The following is a 17,105-nucleotide window of genomic DNA, read 5'->3' on the forward strand; positions in this document are numbered from 1 at the left end:
CGTCAGTTCGACTGGCTGTCTTCGCCGTAGATGTCGAAATCGAAGTATTTCTTCGAGATCTCTTCATACTTGCCGTTGGCGCGGATCGCCTTGATGCCGGCGTTGATCTTGTCCTTCAGCTCGGTGTCTTCCTTGCGGATGCCGGCGCCGACGCCGGGTCCGAGAACTTCGAGGTCCGGAGCCACCATGCCCTTCAGGTCGCAGCACCCCTTGCCCTGGTCGGACTTGAGGAACTCGCCGAGTGCGATCGAATCGGCCTGCACCGCGTCGACACGGCCGGCAGCGAGGTCCTGGTTGGCCTCGTCCTGGGTCTGGTATTCCTTGATTTCGGCAGCCGTGGCGCCGAAGTGCTTCTTGGCGTAGACGGCATGCACGGTCGACACCTGCACCCCGATGATCTTGCCCTTGAGGTCATCCGGTGTGGCGCCGAATTTCTGGTCCTTCGGCCCGATGATGGCGGTCGGTGTGTTGTAATACTTGTCGGAGAAGTCGATCGTCTTCTTGCGCTCGTCGGTGATCGACATCGAGGCGGCGATGACGTCGATCTTCTTGGTCGTCAGCGCCGGAATGATGCCGTCCCAGCCGACGGGGGTGATGACACACTCAAGTTTTTCTTCAGCGCAGACGGCGTCGATGAAATCGATCTCCCAGCCGACCCATTTGCCCGAGGCGTCCGGTGAGGCGAAGGGCGGATAGGGTTCGGCGGCGACGCCGATCTTGACCGGATCGGCCTTGGCCACGCCCATGGCGGCGACGCCGAGCAGCAGCGCTGCGGCGAATGTCTTCAGAACAGTCTTCATGTCAGAACTCCCAGTTTGTTGTTGGTTCCCGGTTCTTCGCCCGCTTTCGGTCTGGATCTAGCCGATGTTGCGGATGAATTGCTTGAGCCTTTCGGATTTGGGCGCACCGAAGATCTGCTCCGGTGGTCCTTCTTCCTCGACCAGCCCGTTGTAGAGGTAGACGACATGCGTCGCGACCTCGCGGGCAAACTTCATCTCATGAGTGACCAGCACCATGGTGCGGCCTTCGCGCGCCAGGTCGCCGATCACCTTCAGCACCTCGCCGACCAGTTCCGGGTCGAGTGCCGAGGTCGGTTCGTCGAACAGCATGACGCGCGGATTGATCGCCAATGCGCGGGCGATCGCAGCCCGCTGCTGCTGGCCCCCAGACAGATAGGCCGGATAGACGTCGCGCTTTTCGGCGAGGCCAACGCGAGCAAGCAGCTTTTCGGCCTGGGCGATCGCCTCGTCACGCTTGACGCCAAGCACGTGCACTGGAACCTCGATGACGTTCTCAATCAGCGTCATGTGACTCCACAGGTTGAAGTTCTGGAACACCATGCCGAGCTTGGAGCGGATGCGTTCGATCTGCCTGCGGTCGGCGGGAACGGTGTGGCCGTGGCTGTCGGCCTTCAGCTTGATCTCCTCGCCATTGACGCGGATGATGCCGCTGGTCGGATTTTCCAGGCAGTTGATGCAGCGCAGCAGCGTCGACTTGCCGGAGCCTGAGCCGCCGATGATGGCGATGACCTCGCCGTCGCGCGCCGACAGCGAGACGCCCTTCAGCACATGCAGTTGGCCGAATTTCTTGTGCAGGTTCTCGACATGGATGGCTTCGGCGGCGCCGTCCTGCGCCGTATGTTTCAGTGCGGGAGCCGTAGCCGACGCCATTACGCTTTCGGTGCTCCGCGGAGCCGCCGGACCCATCGCTGCTGCAATCGTTTACCCATTACCCGTCGCAAAACAGAACTTCCCTGTCGCAAGATGGACTGTTCCGCTTGCCTCCGTCAACCACGGTTTTTGGACCATTGATCACAGCCTGTTGTGGTGGTTAGTGGCGGCAACGGACGTTTTAGGGAGAAGTTGGTGGGCAAAACATTCGGGTCGCAGTCCATGGCCGGGCAACTGGAACGCGTTTTGATGCGCTCCGCTGCCAGCGCCATGCGCCATGCCAGGGCTTCGGAGTGGCACTATGGTCCAGGCTTCGATCCCGGCAAGGCCGCCGCCCAGCATGAGGCGCTGGCCAGGCTGGTGGCGGGCTCGGGCGCCGAGATCGAATGGCTGACCGACGCCGATGACGGACTGGCCGATTCCGTCTTCACCCACGACCCCTCGCTGATGACCGACCATGGCGCCATCATCCTTGCCATGGGCAAAACGCTGCGCCGTGACGAACCGGCCTTGCACGAAGCCGCCTACAGTCGCATGGGCATTCCCGTCCTTGGCCGCATCGAAAGCCCCGGCCAGGTCGAGGGCGGCGACTGCGTCTGGGTGGACAGAACCACGCTGGCCGTAGGCCGCGGCGTGCGCACCAACCAGGACGGCATCCAGCAGCTTGCGAACCTTCTGGCGCCGAAGGGCATTCAGGTCTACGGCTTCGACCTGCCGCTGTGGCACGGCGAGGAGGCCTGCCTGCACCTGATGTCGGTGATCAGCCCGCTCGCCGACGATCTGGCGCTGGTCTACGCGCCGTTGCTGCCGGCTGCCTTCTACCAGATGCTGCGCGCCCGCGGCATTCGCCTGGTCGAGGGCGACGCCGACGAATTCTTCGCCTCCAACGGGCTCAGCCTCAACGTGCTGCCGACCGCCCCGCGCCAGGTGATCGCGGTCGCCGGTTTTCCGAAGACCGCCGCCGCCATGCAGGCCGCCGGCTGCACGGTCTCGACCTTCGAGGCCGACGCGCTGTGCATCGCCTGCGAGGGCGGTCCGACCTGCCTCACGCGTCCGGTGCTCAGACAATGACCACGATCGGCGAAGCCCTCATCACCTTGCTCGAAGCCCATGGCGTCGACACCGTTTTCGGCATTCCGGGCGTCCATACGGTCGAACTCTATCGCGGCCTGGCCCGCTCGAAGATCCGCCACGTCACACCGCGTCACGAGCAGGGCGCCGGCTTCATGGCCGACGGCTATGCGCGCGCCAGCGGCAGGCCGGGCGTCGCCTTCGTCATCACCGGGCCGGGGCTGACCAACACCATTACCGCCATGGGCCAGGCACGCGCCGATTCGGTGCCGATGCTGGTGATCTCGGGCGTCAACGCCATGCCAACCCTCGGCAAAGGTCTTGGCCATCTGCACGAACTGCCCGACCAGCGCGGCATGATGGAAAAGGTGGCGCTGTTCTCGTACCGTGTCACCGAGGCCGGCGAACTGCCCGGCGTGCTCGCCCGCGCCTTCGCGCTGTTCTCGTCATCGCGTCCGGGTCCGGTTCACATCGAAATCCCGACCGATGTCATGGTCAAGCCGGGCGACGGCATCGAGGCCTTGCTGAGCAATGTCGCGCCGCCGGTTCCCGACGCGACGGCTATAGAGGAGGCAGCCAGGCTTAGCGCGGCCGCCCGCCGGCCGCTCATCCTTGCCGGCGGCGGCGCCAGGCGGGCCGAGGCGCCGTTGCGGCGGCTGGCCGAAAGGCTCGGCGCGCCGGTCGTCGAGACCGCCAATGCACGCGGCCTGCTGCACCGCCATCCGCTATGCGTGCCGGCAGGCCCCTGCCTGAAGGCGGTGCGGGCGCTGATGGCGGAGGCCGACCTGGTCATTGCCGCCGGCACCGAATTCGGTCCGACCGAGTATGACGGCTATAGCGACGGCGGTTTTGTCCTGCCCGCCAATCTGATCCGCATCGACATCGGCGCCGACCAGCTCGCGCGCCGCCCGGCCACCGTCGCCATCCAGGCGGATTGCGCCGAGGCGATCGAGGCCTTGCTGGCTCGTCTTGGCGATGTGCCGGCGACATCGGCCGTCGGCCCGGCCCGCGCCGCCGCGACCCGGCAGGCCGCCCTCGCCGAGCTTGGCCCGGCCATGCAGGCGCAGATGCGCGCGGTGGAAGTGATCCGCGATGCCTTGCCCGGATCGATCATAGTCGGTGACTCGACGCAGCCGATCTACGCCGCCAACCTGTACTACGACCATGACCGGCCGGGCGGCTGGTTCAACGCCGCCACCGGCTTCGGCGCGCTGGGCTTTGGCCCGCCGGCGGCGATCGGCGCCGCGCTTGCCGTGCCCGAGGCGCCGGTGGTCTGCCTCACTGGCGATGGCGGCTTCCAGTTCACCTTGCCGGAACTGGGCGCCGCACTCGATGCGGATGCGCCGGTCATCTTCGTCGTGTGGAACAATCGCGGCTATCGTGAGATCGAGACTTCGATGCTGAACGTCGGCGTCGAGCCGGTCGGTGTGTCGCCGGCGCCGCCGGATTTCTGCAAGCTGGCCGAGGCCTATGGCATTGCCGCCGAACGGCTTGCCGGCGTTGGCGGCCTGGCGGATGCGCTCAAGCGCGCACGCGCGACCGGACTTCCCTACGTCATCGAAATCACCGTCGACTGAATTTTGGCCGGGCAACCCTTCATGCGCAGGCTGGCAAGCATCCCGGCTGGCCGGCGGCCCGAGCGATGCAAAGACGCGACCCAGCCATGTCGATATTTCAGTTGAGTGATCGAGTGAAAGGCGCGACTTTCGCCGGCGGCGTGGCCTAAGCATAAGAACACTGGAGCAGTCGAATATGACGGAAACACTGGACGGCAGGCATATCGTGGTGACCGGCGGCACCGGGGCGCTGGGCGGCGCGGTTGTCGGCAAGCTCCTGGAGCAGGGCGCGGTCTGCCATGTGCCCAATGCCCATGCCGCCGCACCTTCGCATTTTCCCTTCACCACGCATGACCGCGTCAGGCTGGCGCACAATGTCGACCTGTCGGATTCCGCCAAGGTCGAGGCGTTCTACCACCAGCTTCCGGAACTCTGGGGTTCGATCCATCTGGCGGGTGGCTTCACCATGGCGCCGGTCGAGAAGATCGAATCCGCGTCCTTCGCCGAGATGATGGACACCAACGCCCGCACCACTTTCCTGTGCTGTCGCGCCGCGGTCCGCTCGATGCTGGCGTCGAACACGGCTGGCCGCATCGTCAACGTCTCGGCGCGCGCCGGGCTCGAGCCCAGGCGCGGCTCCGGCATGGTCGCCTATGCCGCCAGCAAGGCAGCGGTCGCGGCGATGACCCTGGCCATGGCCGAGGAATTGAAAGGCAAGGGCATATTGGTCAATGCCGTGGCGCCCTCGACGCTCGACACGCCGGCAAACCGCACCGACATGCCGGACGCCGATTTCAGCAAATGGGTCAGCCTTGAGGCCGTCGCCGAGGCGATCGCCTATCTCGCCTCGCCCGCCAATCTGGCGATGAGCGGCACGCTGGTGCCGCTTTACGGCCGGGCCTGATCCTTCGGCATATCCCAAAGAAAAACCCCGCCGGATCGCTCCGGCGGGGTCTTGTTTTCAGTCGGTACGAAGGGCTTAGCTGCCCTGCTTCTTCAGCGCGGCACCCAGGATATCGCCCAGCGAAGCGCCGGAGTCGGTCGAGCCGTACTGAGCGACCGCTTCCTTCTCTTCGGCGATTTCCAGCGCCTTGATCGAGACCTGCAGCTTGCGGGTCTTCTTGTCGAAGGCGATGACGCGGGCGTCGACCTTCTGGCCGACGGTGAAGCGCTCGGGGCGCTGCTCGTCGCGGTCACGGCTGAGGTCGGAGCGCTTGATGAAGGTCTCGATGCCGCTGTCGACCAGCCGCACTTCCAGACCGCCATCCTTGACGCCGATGACTTCGCAGGTGACGACGGCGTTCTTGCGCAGTTCGCCCGAAGTCGCCGCTTCGCCGACCGTATCCTTGGCCAGCTGCTTGATGCCGAGCGAGATACGCTCCTTCTCGATGTCGACGTCGAGCACCTGCGCCTTGACCATGTCGCCGCGATTGTACTCTTCGATGACCTGCTCGCCCGGACGGGTCCAGTCGAGGTCGGAAAGGTGCACCATGCCGTCCACGTCGCCTTCCAGGCCGATGAACAGGCCGAACTCGGTCTTGTTCTTGACCTCGCCCTCGACCTGGCTGCCGACCGGATGGGTGCGCGCGAAGGCTTCCCACGGGTTTTCCAGCGTCTGCTTGAGGCCGAGCGAAATGCGCCGCTTGGCCGGATCGACCTCGAGCACCACCACGTCGACTTCCTGGGTCGTCGACAGGATCTTGCCGGGATGCACGTTCTTCTTCGTCCACGACATTTCCGAAACGTGGATGAGGCCTTCGATGCCCGGCTCCAGCTCGACGAACGCGCCGTAGTCGGTGATGTTGGTGACGGTACCCTTGATCTTCTTGCCGATCGGGAACTTGGTGCCGATCTCCGACCACGGATCGCTCTCGAGCTGCTTCATGCCGAGCGAGATGCGGTGGGTTTCCTGGTTGATGCGGATGATCTGCACCTTGACCGTCTGGCCGATGTTGAGGATCTCGGTCGGATGGTTGACGCGGCGCCATGCCATGTCGGTGACATGCAGCAGGCCGTCAATGCCGCCGAGGTCGACGAACGCACCGTAGTCGGTGATGTTCTTGACGACGCCTTCGACCACCTGGCCTTCTTCGAGGTTCTGCACGATTTCCGAGCGCTGTTCGGCGCGGCTCTCTTCGAGCACGGTGCGGCGCGACACCACGATGTTGCCGCGGCGGCGATCCATCTTGAGGATCTCGAAGGGCTGCGGGTTGTGCATCAGTGGGGAAACGTCGCGGATCGGGCGGATATCGACCTGGCTGCGCGGCAGGAAGGCCACGGCGCCGTCGAGGTCGACGGTGAAGCCGCCCTTAACCTGGTTGAAGATGACGCCTTCGACGCGCTCGCCCTTGGTGAACTTCTCTTCGAGACGGACCCAGCTCTCTTCGCGGCGGGCCTTCTCACGCGAAAGCATCGCTTCGCCAAGCGCGTTCTCGATGCGCTCGACATAGACTTCGACGGTGTCACCGACCTTGAGGGTGGTGTCCTTGCCCTTGACGCCGAATTCCTTCAGCGGCACGCGGCCTTCGACCTTGAGGCCGACGTCGATGATGGCCATGTCCTTTTCGATCGCGGTGATCGTGCCCTTGACGACCTGGCCTTCGCCGGAATGGCCGGCGGTAAAGGATTCTTCGAGCAGGCTCGCGAAATCATCGCGAGTGGGATTTGCAGCTGACATATTTTCTCCTGGAATGCCCCACATCTCAAGCGGGACGGGCGCCGTGGGTTAGCGTTGCGTTGGCCTGCCGGCGTTCCGGGCTACAAAAGCCCTGGGCCGCTCTAAGCGGCAATTCCGGCGCATGAAGAATGCTGGCAGGCTGGTTCGTGCCCGATATGGGTATTTTCTTCGCCGCCGGCAATCGGCAGCGCGAGGAAAAACCCGGATCAGGCCTTGTTTCTCTTGGCCAGCACGTCGTCGATGATCGCCATGGCTGCAAGAAACGCGGCTTCTATAGCCATTTCGCTGGTATCAAGCAAGTGCGCGTCGGCGGCAGGCTTGAGCGGCGAGTCGGCGCGGCCCATGTCGCGTTCGTCGCGGCGCATGATGTCGGCGAGGATCTCGGTGAAATTAGCGGTTCCGCCGATGCTTTCGATCTCCGCCAGTCGGCGTCGTGCCCGCACCTCGGCGCTGGCGGTGACATAGAGCTTGATGTCGGCGTCTGGGCACACCACCGTGCCGATGTCACGCCCGTCGAGCACCGCCCCCGGCGGTGTCTTGGCGAAGTCGCGCTGTTTTTCGACCAGGATGCGCCGAACCGTCGGATACACCGCGACCTTCGAGGCGGCCTCGCCGGCCGCATGCGCCGACAGCACGGCGCGGTCGAGCTTGGCCAGATCGACCTGGCGGGCCGCTGTTTCGGCCGCCGAGACATTGTCGAGGGGTAGCGCGTGTTGAAGCAGTGCATAGGCCACCGCGCGATAGGTGAGGCCGGTGTCGAGCAGGTTCAGCCGGTAGTGGTCGGCCAGCCGCCGGGCAAGCGTGCCCTTGCCGGCTCCAGCGGGTCCGTCGATGGCGATGGTGAAGACGTGTGTCATTCGAAACCTCGATGCAAGTGCCTCACTCCATCGGCGCTCGAAGTCAACCGCCGCGACTTCCAAGGCTTCGAACTGGCTGTCCGAATTGATCTCTGCGAGGTCAGGAAAGCCTTCCGTCGAATTTCCGGTCCCTCCGACTTCTATATCCTCCGACCCGTCAATGGCGGGGCCGCGAATGGCGAAGCCCACGGAGCCGTCTGCATAGAATTCTATTGTTCTGTTCTGAAAATTGTCGTCGGCGACTTCATACCAGAGGTGGGACGGCTCCTCTGGTATGTCATGCTTCCAATGAACGAAAAAGTATCTCACCCAATCTCCGCGCCCAGCCCCTTCATCAATCCCATGAACTCCGGAAAACTGGTCGCTATCATCGCCTGGTCGTCGATGGTCACGGGCTTTTCCGTCGCCAGCCCCATCACAAGAAAACTCATGGCGATGCGGTGGTCGAGATGGGTCTGGACGGTGGTGCCCTGGCCGTTGGGGTGCTGGCCCAGACCCTTGCCGCCGGGCCTGCCGCGCACGGCAAGCGTCGCTTCGCCCTCGGTGCAGTCGACGCCGTTGAGCTTCAGCCCGTTGGCGACCGCCGAGAGCCGGTCGGATTCCTTGACCCGCAATTCTTCCAGCCCCTGCATCAGCGTCTCGCCTTCGGCGAAGCTCGCCGCCACCGCCAGCACCGGATACTCGTCGATCATCGACGGCGCCCGCTCGGGCGGCACGATGACGCCCTTCAGTTCGGAGTAGCGCACGCGCAAATCGGCGACATCCTCGCCGCCGGCATTGCGCGGGTTCACGATGTCGATCCGGCCGCCCATTTCCTGCAAGGTCAGCAGCAGCCCGGTGCGGGTTGGGTTCATCAGCACGTTTTCGATGGTGATATCGGAGCCCGGCACGATCAATGCTGCGACCAGCGGGAAGCCGGCCGAGGACGGGTCGCCGGGCACGGCGATGGTCTGCCCCGTGAGCTTGCCCTGGCCTTCGATGAAGATATGGCGCACACCGCGCTCGTCGGTCTCGACCGTCAGATTGGCGCCGAACCCTTTCAGCATCTTTTCGGTGTGGTCGCGCGTCATCACCGGCTCGATGACGGTGGTGATGCCCGGCGTGTTCAGTCCGGCGAGCAGCACGGCGGACTTCACCTGCGCCGAGGCCATCGGCACGCGGTAGGTGATTGGTGCGGCATGCTTCGGACCGCGCAGCGTGATCGGCATGCGGTCACCGGGCGTCGCCTTCAGCACCTGCACACCCATCTGGCGCAAGGGTTCGAGCACGCGGCCCATCGGCCGGCCGGACAGTGAAGCGTCGCCGATGAAGGTGGTTTCCATGTCGTAGGTGCCGACCAGGCCCATGGTGAGGCGCGAGCCGGTGCCGGCATTGCCGAAATCGAGGGGGCCTTCCGGCTGCAGCAGTGCGCCGTTGCCGGTGCCGCGGATCACCCATTCGTCGTCATGCTTCTCGATATGCGCGCCCATCGCCTTCATGGCCGCACCCGTGCGCATCACGTCCTCGCCTTCGAGCAGGCCGGTGATGCGGGTCTCGCCGGAGGCCAGGCCGCCGAACATGAAGGAGCGGTGCGAGATCGACTTGTCGCCGGGCACGCGCGCTGCGCCGGAAAGAGCTGGTGATTTGCGGGCCGTGGCCGGTTTCGGGGCGGCAGCGTGAGACATGGTTTTCCCTGGATGGAATGCCGGCGGACCGGCCATTTTCTTTTGTTGCGGCGGTCTCGTATCACGGCGGACGGAAATGGTCATCCCCTTGTGCCGGGCCTTCGAAGCTGGGCTTTTGTGACGCCGGCTTTTGGCTTTGACAGCGCGGTAAACAGTGGTTATGGGGACCAACCTTTTATCTACGAGGCTTGCCGTGGCAAAACCCGAACTTGGCACCAAACGTATAGACCCGGAAACGGGTCGAAAATTCTATGACCTGAACAAGGACCCGATCGTCTCGCCCTATACCGGCAAGAGCTATCCGCGTTCCTATTTCGACGAAGGCAAGATCACCGCCATCGAGGAGGACGAGGAAGTCGCCGAGAAGGAAGTCGACGCCGAGGAGGAAGAGGGCGCCGAGATCGTCTCGCTCGAAGAGGCCGATGAGGAGGCGAAGACCGGCGACGATCTTCCCGATCTGGGCGACGACGAGGACGATGTGGACCTCGGCGACGACGAGGACGACACCTTCCTCGCCGACGAAGAGGAAGAAGACGACGATGTTGCCGACATGATCGGTGTTGGCGACGACGACGACGAAGTCTGATCGGCTGCGGGCGCACGCGCCCGCAGGCTTTCTTGGGTTGTGACGAAAAAGCGGCTCCGGAAGGCTTGATATTGACGGAAGGCGGGGTTAGAAGCCGCCTGCACTAACGGCGCGGTCTTGAAACCCGCGCCGATCTCTTCGCCGGAAACGGCGCCGGCTGACTGCCGGGAGTGGGGCCATAGCTCAGTTGGGAGAGCGCTTGAATGGCATTCAAGAGGTCGTCGGTTCGATTCCGATTGGCTCCACCAAACAGTCCTTTTCCGATGCTTGGTTTCGCGGCATTCATGCTTGCCGCCTGCCAGTCGGCTCCTGAAACACCGCCACCGCCTGCCCCACAGCCCGCCCTTCCCGCTGTTGCGGCTCCTGCTCCGGAGGGTTCGGCGGTTCTGGATCCCTCCGTGGCGATCACGCCCCCCGCCAAGGGCGTTCCGTCCAGATACGCCGCTTTTTCCGGCATATGGGCCGGACGGCTGGATGGGATGTATGAAGGCAAGCTGGCCGTGCTGACGATTTCTCCACGCGGGCAGGTGACGGTCACCTATGCGTGGGGCGATCTGGCCGACAACAGGCCAGGAGTGGCCGACGGCGCCGGGAAGATTGTTGGGCAGACATTGAAGCTTGGCCGCCTTCCCAACGGCGCCGACGTCAGCGCTGCGATGCAGGCGGACGGAACGCTTTCCGTCACCTATGCGCTTGCCGGGCAGACCTACACGGGCGCGTTCTCCAGGCAATAGTCGAGGCAGACAAACGCCGTTCTCGAAACCTTGACAGTCTGTGTCATGGACGATGGGTGTGTGGACGCGCTACCCACGGACCCGACGTAATCCTGTCGCGCCGACGAGGATGTAGAATGAACGGGCTTGTCGCATGAAGAAGATCGGCTTCCTTTCCTTTGGCCATTGGTCGCCCTCGTCCCAGTCGCAGACGCGGTCGGCTTCCGATGCGCTTCTGCAGTCGATCGAGCTGGCCGTCGCTGCCGAGGAACTGGGCGCGGACGGCGCCTATTTCCGCGTGCATCATTTTGCCCGCCAGCTTGGTTCGCCCTTTCCGCTTCTGGCTGCGGTTGGCGCCAAAACCAGCCGCATCGAGATCGGCACCGCCGTCATCGACATGCGCTACGAGAACCCGCTGTATATGGCGGAGGACGCAGGCGCGGCCGACCTGATCGCCGGCGGTCGCCTGCAGCTTGGCATCAGCCGGGGATCGCCGGAGCAGGTGATCGACGGCTGGCGCTACTTCGGCTACGTGCCGCAGGAAGGCCAGAGCGATGCCGACATGGCACGCAGCCACGCCGAGGTTTTCCTCGAAGTGCTGCGCGGCGAAGGCTTCGCACAACCAAACCCGCGGCCGATGTTTCCCAATCCGCCTGGAATGCTGCGTGTCGAGCCGTTCTCGGCCGGTCTGCGCGACAGGATCTGGTGGGGCGCCGCCACCAACGCCACCGCGCAATGGGCGGGCAAGCTCGGCATGAACCTGCAGAGCTCGACGCTCAAATTCGACGAGGGCGGACAGCCGCTCCACATCCAGCAGGCCGAGCAGATCCGGGCTTTTCGCGCGGCGTGGAAGGAAGCGGGGCATGCGAGCGAGCCGCGGGTGTCCGTCAGCCGCAGCATATTCGCGTTGGTGAACGACCGCGACCGCGCCTATTTCGGCGGCAACGGGAGCGAGGATCATTTCGGCTATATCGAGCCCGACAAACTTGCCGTGTTTGGCCGCACCTACGCCGCCGAGCCGGATGTCCTCGTTGAACAACTGAGAGAGGACGAAGCGATCGCCGAGGCCGATACGCTGCTGCTGACCGTCCCCAACCAGCTCGGCGTCGACTACAACGCGCATGTCATCGGGGCGATACTGAAGCACGTCGCGCCGGCCCTCGGCTGGCGCTGACGTTCCGACCTTGTTCGGCGCGGACGGGCGCGACGCCTACGCGCTTGCGCAAACCGCCCTGCGGCAGCGCAACTCACTTCGGCTTTCGGCCGAGCCCCATCGATTTGGCCAGTGTCGAACGACGTGCGGAGTAATTTGCCGCTACCATCGGGTAGTCGGAAGGCAAGTTCCACTTCGTTCGATATTGTTCCGGCGTAAGGCCATAGTGTACCCCGATATGCCGCTTCAATGACTTGAAGCGCTTGCCGTCTTCGAGGCAGATGATGAAGTCGGGCGTGACAGACTTTCTCACAGGAACGGCTGCTTTAAGTTCGCCAGGCTGGACCGGGGTAGCTCCAGCTGAAATGACCTTGAGTGATGTGTAGATCTGGCCGATGAAATTTGGAAGGTCGGTGGCAGGAAGAGGGTTGTTTGAAATGTAGGCCGACACGACATCGGCAGTTATCGAAACAAGAGGATCGAGATTATCTTGGTGCAGCATAGGGAGCGTCTCTTCTGCGGTTTTGAGTGTTTTGCGGGGGGATTTTCCGAGGGCGGAATTTGTGTAAGGGCCAATTTCGGTCTGGCCTTTTTCGGGCCTGTCTTTGATCCTGCTTAAGGTCGGCTTTGTGTAAGGTTTCTTCAAAGATGCCTCTCATTGGCAAGGCTGCGGCGGTTGCTGCTGTTCGGTTTCCAGTTCCGGAAAGCAAAGTGTGGGAAAATTTCACACATGTCAACTGAGGCGAAGTTCTTTAGTCGAAGGCGAGGATTTCCCCTGCTGATTGCATACTGGACCGGTGACTGGCCCCGGGCATTCGATCTTGATTGGGTGCAAACTTCGAGACTCAGGAGCATCCGAAAGATCGACCATTGTGTCACCCGAGTATGGTCCTCTTGTGGAAACATTTCCCACAAGCTATTTTCGGCCAGAGTTTTCGAGGGATGGATGGTCGATTTCGTGACGAGAGCAACTCCAGGAAAAGTGCACAGCGGTTTTCCGTCCGGAATTGCGTCAAAACAAAGAGTTAGAGTGGTTCAACAGTTCTATTTGAACCGCTCTAGCTAGTGAGGACGGCGATGAGCAAATCGGGGGGACAACATCTGGACGCCACTGGGGTCCAGGGCGCGTTGAACCGGGCACTTCGCCCGTTGGTGCGATTGGCGATCAAGTGCGGGGTGACGTTTCCGACCTTCGTCGATCTGCTGCGTCAGCTTTACGTCAATGTGGCGGAGCATGAATTCGCCTTGCCCGACAAGCAGCAGACCGACAGCAGGGTCAGCCTGCTTACCGGCGTTCATCGCAAGGAAGTCAGTCGGCTAAGAGGCGCCGGGGCTCCGGTGCGGGTGGTGCCCGATTCCGTCTCCAGGACGAGTGCCATCGTTGCGCGCTGGCTTGCGGATCCGTCGTTTGTCGATGCCAGGGGCATTCCGTTGCCCCTGCCGCGAGCCAGCGAGGCTGGAGAGGCATCCTTTGCCAGCCTTGTGGAATCGGTAACGCGCGATTTGCGGCCGAGGGCCGTCCTGGACGATTGGCTTGATCGAAAGCTGGTTGAGATCGACGAGAACGATCGCATCGTCCTGATGGAAGGAGCCATGGTTCCGCGAGGCGACGGCGAGGTTCGGCTCTACTACTTTGCCCGAAATCTCGGGGATCATGCCGCCGCCGCCGTCCAGAACATCCTGGCCGATGATCCGCCCTTCCTCGAGCGCGCCGTCCATTACGACGGGCTATCCGAACAGCTTGCCAAATCGCTCGAGGCCTATAGCCGCAAACTCGCAATCGACACGCTGCTCCATCTGAACAAGCATGCGAACCAGTCCATCCAAAGTGATCCCGGCGGGACCAGCCGGTGGAATTGCGGCATCTATATCCTGACCTCCGATGGGACGTCGCTCGTTGCTGAAGAACCGCCCCAGCAAAAGGATGCTGGCGGGGAGACTTCATGAGCTGGAGGCTGACGAGGCGGGATTTTCTGACGCTTGGCGCTGCCGTGCCGGCAGTGTCTTGCAGCATGCTTGCAAGAGCGACAGAGCAGCCGAAGGACCAGGGAATCGGCGGCACTGGCTGGACGGCGGGAACAGACAGCGATCAAGGCATCGGCGGCACCGGTATCGTAGGAACCATCCAGCGCTTCGGCAGTATTTTCGTCAATGACGTGCGCGTTGCGTATCAGCCGGACGTGCCGGTGTTGGTCGACGGAGTTCGTGCCACCTCAGGCAGCCTGAAGATAGGGCAGGTCGTCCGGATCGTGGTGGAACAGCAGGCAGGTCAGCCCATCACCCGCGCGATCCATGTCACCAGCGAGGTGGTTGGCCCTGTCGAGCGCGCCACTGCCGGCTCGATGTCGGTCCTCGGGCAGGACATCGATACCAGCCAAATTCCTGAGGGATTGGTGGTCAGGACGGGCGATGTCGTGGCCGTCTACGGCATTCGCCGGCCCGATGGGAAAATCGTTGCGAGCTTGATCGAGGCTAGGCCCGACTTGATCGAGGCCAGACCTGATGAAGCGCACTATTCGGTTCGCGGCCTGGCAATCGTGAAGTCAGGCGAACTGCTGGTCGGGCGGCTCAAGATCGGACCAAGATCATCAGAGTTTGCAGATAGGCGCGTTCAGCTGGCCCTGGCCAAGGCCGACGGCGGATACAGAGTGATGCATCTGGAGGCGGAAGCTCCGGTTCCGCAGGCCTATGTCGCGAGCATCCTGTACGAGACGTTTCTGCAACGCCGGGGACACGAGCTCAAGTCAGGTTTGGGCGTCGCCATCGACGACCAGAACGGCGATTCGACATCGACCGGCAATGTCCGGGCGTTCCTCGATGTCAGGTTTGACCGAGAGGGGAATATTGTCTCGGCGTCACGTCAAGGCAATGCCGGCAGGCAATCGCCAAACCGGCCCAACCCGCCGCCTGGTCGACATCCCCCTGGCCCTGGCGGTCCGGGTGGTCCAGGCGGTCCTGGCGGGCCTGGCGGGCCTGGCGGGCCAGATGGTCCTGGCGGCGAACCCGACGGCCCGGCTGGGCCTTAGCAGTCGATCGCCCTACAGGCATCCGCTGTGGCGGCGAGGCCTGTTGGGTTCAAATGTCGGGCGTCGCGCCGAGAGGCACCTAAACCCACAAAAAAATTGCTGCTGGCGAGGTCGTTTCAAGAAAAGGATGATCCGACCGGCCTGTCTTCGGGGATAGACGAAGACAGGCCGGTCGGGGCAGCCGTAAGACGGGCTCGCTCAAACGGGGGGAGCTCGCTCGAGCCTCTTTTTGTTCGGCTGCTTGCGGCGGATCACATAGGACGGGGGATCCGCCGAGACTCGATCTCGGCACATTGCATGGCAGGGATCGAAGTACCTTGCTCCTCTTCTGCATCAGCATCGCTGACCAATTCAGATTGTGGGAATTTTACCCACGAGTCAATTCCCAATGTTTCGTTTTTATGAGGGTTCTCGCGAATCGCGGTGGCCCGACTCCATCATTCATGACCGCAGACGCAAGTCCGCAGCGCCCTTCGCGTCGTCGGGAGCTCAGCATGCTTGACGTGGGCAATTTTCCCACGTATAGCGAATCCAGCTTGTGGGAGAGCATTTTGGAAAATCCGAAGCCCAGGGCCGAGATCAAACGAAAGCGGCCGCAGCAATACGGTCTGAACAGGCATGAGCTCCATTTCGGCAACTGGATTGCCCAATAGCGCGGAAGCTTCACCAAGGGTAAATCATTGAAAAAATTGTATATCGACGCCACCCTGCCGTTCCGCTGGGGGCCGCACCCGCCTGTGGGCATCCCTCGCGTCGAAACAGCGCTCATCCGTCAGGCTCTTCGATGGAAGACCTCGCCGGTCAGTTTCTTCTTTGTCGACTCGCAGGGGCGGGGTCAGACGTTGGGCGAAGTGGAACTTCGCTATCTAAGGCAGTTGGTCGACGGTGAACTGCCGCAACCTGTCGAGGGCGAGGAAAGCTCGTATCTGGCTCGCCTTTGGAAAGTGTTGTCGATCATGCGGGCCGCGCCCTTCGTTTTCGGGCGCGAGTTCGATCGTGTGGCGGCGATCTTCGTCGCGGGTTGTGAGAAGCGAAGCGGGGTCAAGTTTCAGCTGTCCAAGACGGCCATTCGCCTCTTCAAAGTCCTGAAATCATCCCTGCGCCCAAGAAGGGCAGAAACAAGAGATCCGCTGAAGGATGAAGGCGCCATATGCTTTCTCTCAAGCGCGAGCATCCACGAGATCGCCTCGAAGAAGCTCACGGGCAATATCAAGAGCAGCGTTTTCACCTTGATGCACGACATCATCCCGATCGATTTCCCGCAATTCGTCGGTCCTCATCACGCCCGCAATTTCGTCCGCGATACGGCCTGGCAAATTGAAAATTCGGACCTGCTCGTCTGCGTGTCGAAGTACACCGCCGACAGGGTGAAATGTCACGCAGCAACATCCGCTCCCGGCCGGGTTCCGGAAGTCGCGGTTGCATCACCCGGTGCCTTTCTCAAGGAGGGCGTTGCGGATCAGCGGATGCCTTCCGAAAGGCAGCTCGAAGGCCGAAAGTTTGTTCTGTACTGCTCGACCATTGAGATCAGGAAGAACCATATCCTGCTGCTCAAAGTATGGCATCGCTTGCTGCCCGTCCTGGGTGACCGGCTGCCAATTCTCGTCTTTTGCGGTCGCTGGGGGTGGATGTATGAAGAGCTGGTTGCCTTCATGGCGGAGCATCCGGAGCTCAGCCAGTGCGTCCAGTTTCGCTCCAATATCACGGACCGGCAGCTTGCGGAGCTCTACCGGGACGCTGAATTCAGCGTCTATCCTTCTGCGGTGGAAGGCTGGGGCCTGGGAGCGGCCGAGTGCCTCGATTTTGGACTGCCGGTCCTGATCTCGGATGCGCCTTCGCTGGCCGAGGCAACGCAAGGACTAATGCCGACGATACCGGCGCGCGATGTCGAGGCGTGGTGCGCCGCGGTCGCCAAAGCCTGCACGGATCCGGCCTGGCTTGCCGAACTGCGTGCAACGATCGCATCGCGGTACCGCCCGATCGGCGAGCGGGAGTTTTTCGCAGCCATCTTCAACCATGTCTCCGCGCTCGATGATCTAAGCGATCTCGGGCACGAATTCTCCTGGCCGGCTCCCATGGCGGCTGAGGCGAGGCGGCAACCCGAGCGAATTGGTGGCTGAACAACGAGAGTC

General features: G+C 62.8%; 15 protein-coding genes, 1 tRNA gene and 1 pseudogene. 10 read left to right on the plus strand and 7 right to left on the minus strand.

The features are described from left to right. Nucleotides 1-2 precede the first annotated feature (2 nt). Together A6B35_RS06305 and A6B35_RS06310 are read right to left on the minus strand one after the other, a co-directional pair. Nucleotides 3-800, minus strand: coding sequence for a transporter substrate-binding domain-containing protein (locus A6B35_RS06305; RefSeq protein WP_006204011.1), 798 nt, complete (start codon nt 798-800; stop codon nt 3-5). Between the two features lie 57 nt (nt 801-857). After that, on the minus strand, nt 858-1,670 hold the full coding sequence (locus tag A6B35_RS06310) for an ABC transporter ATP-binding protein (protein WP_006204010.1): 813 nt from the start codon (nt 1,668-1,670) through the stop codon (nt 858-860). A gap of 222 nt (nt 1,671-1,892) precedes the next feature. Between A6B35_RS06310 and A6B35_RS06315 the strand changes: the two genes are divergently transcribed. The 3 genes from A6B35_RS06315 (at nt 1,893) to A6B35_RS06325 (ending at nt 5,201) form a co-directional block, all read left to right on the plus strand. After that, entirely contained in the window at nt 1,893-2,741 is an 849-nt protein-coding gene (locus A6B35_RS06315) for a dimethylarginine dimethylaminohydrolase family protein (RefSeq protein WP_040583314.1), read from the plus strand. Then, the gene (locus A6B35_RS06320) at nt 2,738-4,318 is read left to right on the plus strand and encodes a 5-guanidino-2-oxopentanoate decarboxylase (protein WP_006204008.1); all 1,581 of its coding nucleotides are present in this window, start codon (nt 2,738-2,740) and stop codon (nt 4,316-4,318) included. The genes A6B35_RS06315 and A6B35_RS06320 overlap by 4 nt, the downstream gene beginning before the upstream one ends. A gap of 175 nt (nt 4,319-4,493) precedes the next feature. After that, on the plus strand, nt 4,494-5,201 hold the full coding sequence (locus A6B35_RS06325; RefSeq protein ID WP_006204007.1) for an SDR family NAD(P)-dependent oxidoreductase: 708 nt from the start codon (nt 4,494-4,496) through the stop codon (nt 5,199-5,201). 75 nt (nt 5,202-5,276) lie between these two features. Here the strand turns inward: A6B35_RS06325 and rpsA are convergent, their stop codons facing one another. The 4 genes and pseudogenes from rpsA to aroA form a co-directional block, all read right to left on the minus strand. Then, nucleotides 5,277-6,974, minus strand: coding sequence for a 30S ribosomal protein S1 (rpsA, locus tag A6B35_RS06330; RefSeq protein ID WP_006204006.1), 1,698 nt, complete (start codon nt 6,972-6,974; stop codon nt 5,277-5,279). Between the two features lie 206 nt (nt 6,975-7,180). Then, nucleotides 7,181-7,831, minus strand: a complete 651-nt coding sequence (gene cmk / locus A6B35_RS06335; protein ID WP_040583319.1) for a (d)CMP kinase — start codon at nt 7,829-7,831, stop codon at nt 7,181-7,183. Nucleotides 7,832-7,909: 78 nt separating this feature from the next. Next, nucleotides 7,910-8,140: pseudogene (locus A6B35_RS37495) on the minus strand (DUF6881 domain-containing protein); the annotation flags it as partial. After that, on the minus strand, nt 8,137-9,495 hold the full coding sequence (gene aroA / locus A6B35_RS06340) for a 3-phosphoshikimate 1-carboxyvinyltransferase (protein ID WP_040583313.1): 1,359 nt from the start codon (nt 9,493-9,495) through the stop codon (nt 8,137-8,139). The pseudogene A6B35_RS37495 and the gene aroA, both read right to left, overlap by 4 nt. 193 nt (nt 9,496-9,688) lie before the next feature. Here aroA and A6B35_RS06345 point away from each other — a divergent pair, with 193 nt between their 5' ends. The 4 genes from A6B35_RS06345 to A6B35_RS06360 all read left to right on the plus strand — a co-directional run bounded on the left by A6B35_RS06345 (nt 9,689) and on the right by A6B35_RS06360 (nt 11,968). Beyond that, the gene (locus A6B35_RS06345) at nt 9,689-10,081 is read left to right on the plus strand and encodes a TIGR02300 family protein (RefSeq protein WP_006204003.1); all 393 of its coding nucleotides are present in this window, start codon (nt 9,689-9,691) and stop codon (nt 10,079-10,081) included. Between the two features lie 172 nt (nt 10,082-10,253). Beyond that, nucleotides 10,254-10,329 (plus strand) — tRNA-Ala (locus A6B35_RS06350). A gap of 150 nt (nt 10,330-10,479) precedes the next feature. Beyond that, nucleotides 10,480-10,815 carry a hypothetical protein gene (locus A6B35_RS06355; RefSeq protein WP_244425982.1) on the plus strand — a complete coding sequence of 112 codons (336 nt, stop codon included), beginning with the start codon at nt 10,480-10,482 and terminating at the stop codon, nt 10,813-10,815. 133 nt (nt 10,816-10,948) lie between these two features. Continuing rightward, on the plus strand, nt 10,949-11,968 hold the full coding sequence (locus A6B35_RS06360) for an LLM class flavin-dependent oxidoreductase (protein ID WP_006204001.1): 1,020 nt from the start codon (nt 10,949-10,951) through the stop codon (nt 11,966-11,968). A gap of 73 nt (nt 11,969-12,041) precedes the next feature. Here A6B35_RS06360 and A6B35_RS34285 read toward each other — a convergent pair whose 3' ends face one another. After that, entirely contained in the window at nt 12,042-12,449 is a 408-nt protein-coding gene (locus A6B35_RS34285) for a Ros/MucR family transcriptional regulator (protein WP_006204000.1), read from the minus strand. A 575-nt stretch (nt 12,450-13,024) separates the two neighbouring features. On the opposite strand from A6B35_RS34285, the gene A6B35_RS06365 reads away from it, so the two are divergent. The 3 genes from A6B35_RS06365 (at nt 13,025) to A6B35_RS06375 (ending at nt 17,093) form a co-directional block, all read left to right on the plus strand. Further along, nucleotides 13,025-13,894 carry a DUF6502 family protein gene (locus A6B35_RS06365; RefSeq protein WP_244425980.1) on the plus strand — a complete coding sequence of 290 codons (870 nt, stop codon included), beginning with the start codon at nt 13,025-13,027 and terminating at the stop codon, nt 13,892-13,894. Continuing rightward, on the plus strand, nt 13,891-14,973 hold the full coding sequence (locus A6B35_RS06370; protein WP_006203998.1) for a DUF5666 domain-containing protein: 1,083 nt from the start codon (nt 13,891-13,893) through the stop codon (nt 14,971-14,973). Before A6B35_RS06365 ends, A6B35_RS06370 begins: the two co-directional genes overlap by 4 nt. Nucleotides 14,974-15,653: 680 nt before the next feature. Beyond that, nucleotides 15,654-17,093 (plus strand): glycosyltransferase, encoded by a 1,440-nt coding sequence (locus tag A6B35_RS06375; protein WP_139032235.1) that lies wholly within the window; start codon nt 15,654-15,656, stop codon nt 17,091-17,093. Nucleotides 17,094-17,105 lie beyond the last annotated feature (12 nt).

This window comes from Mesorhizobium amorphae CCNWGS0123, assembly GCF_001686985.1.
GTDB classification, from domain to species: Bacteria; Pseudomonadota; Alphaproteobacteria; order Rhizobiales; family Rhizobiaceae; genus Mesorhizobium; species Mesorhizobium amorphae.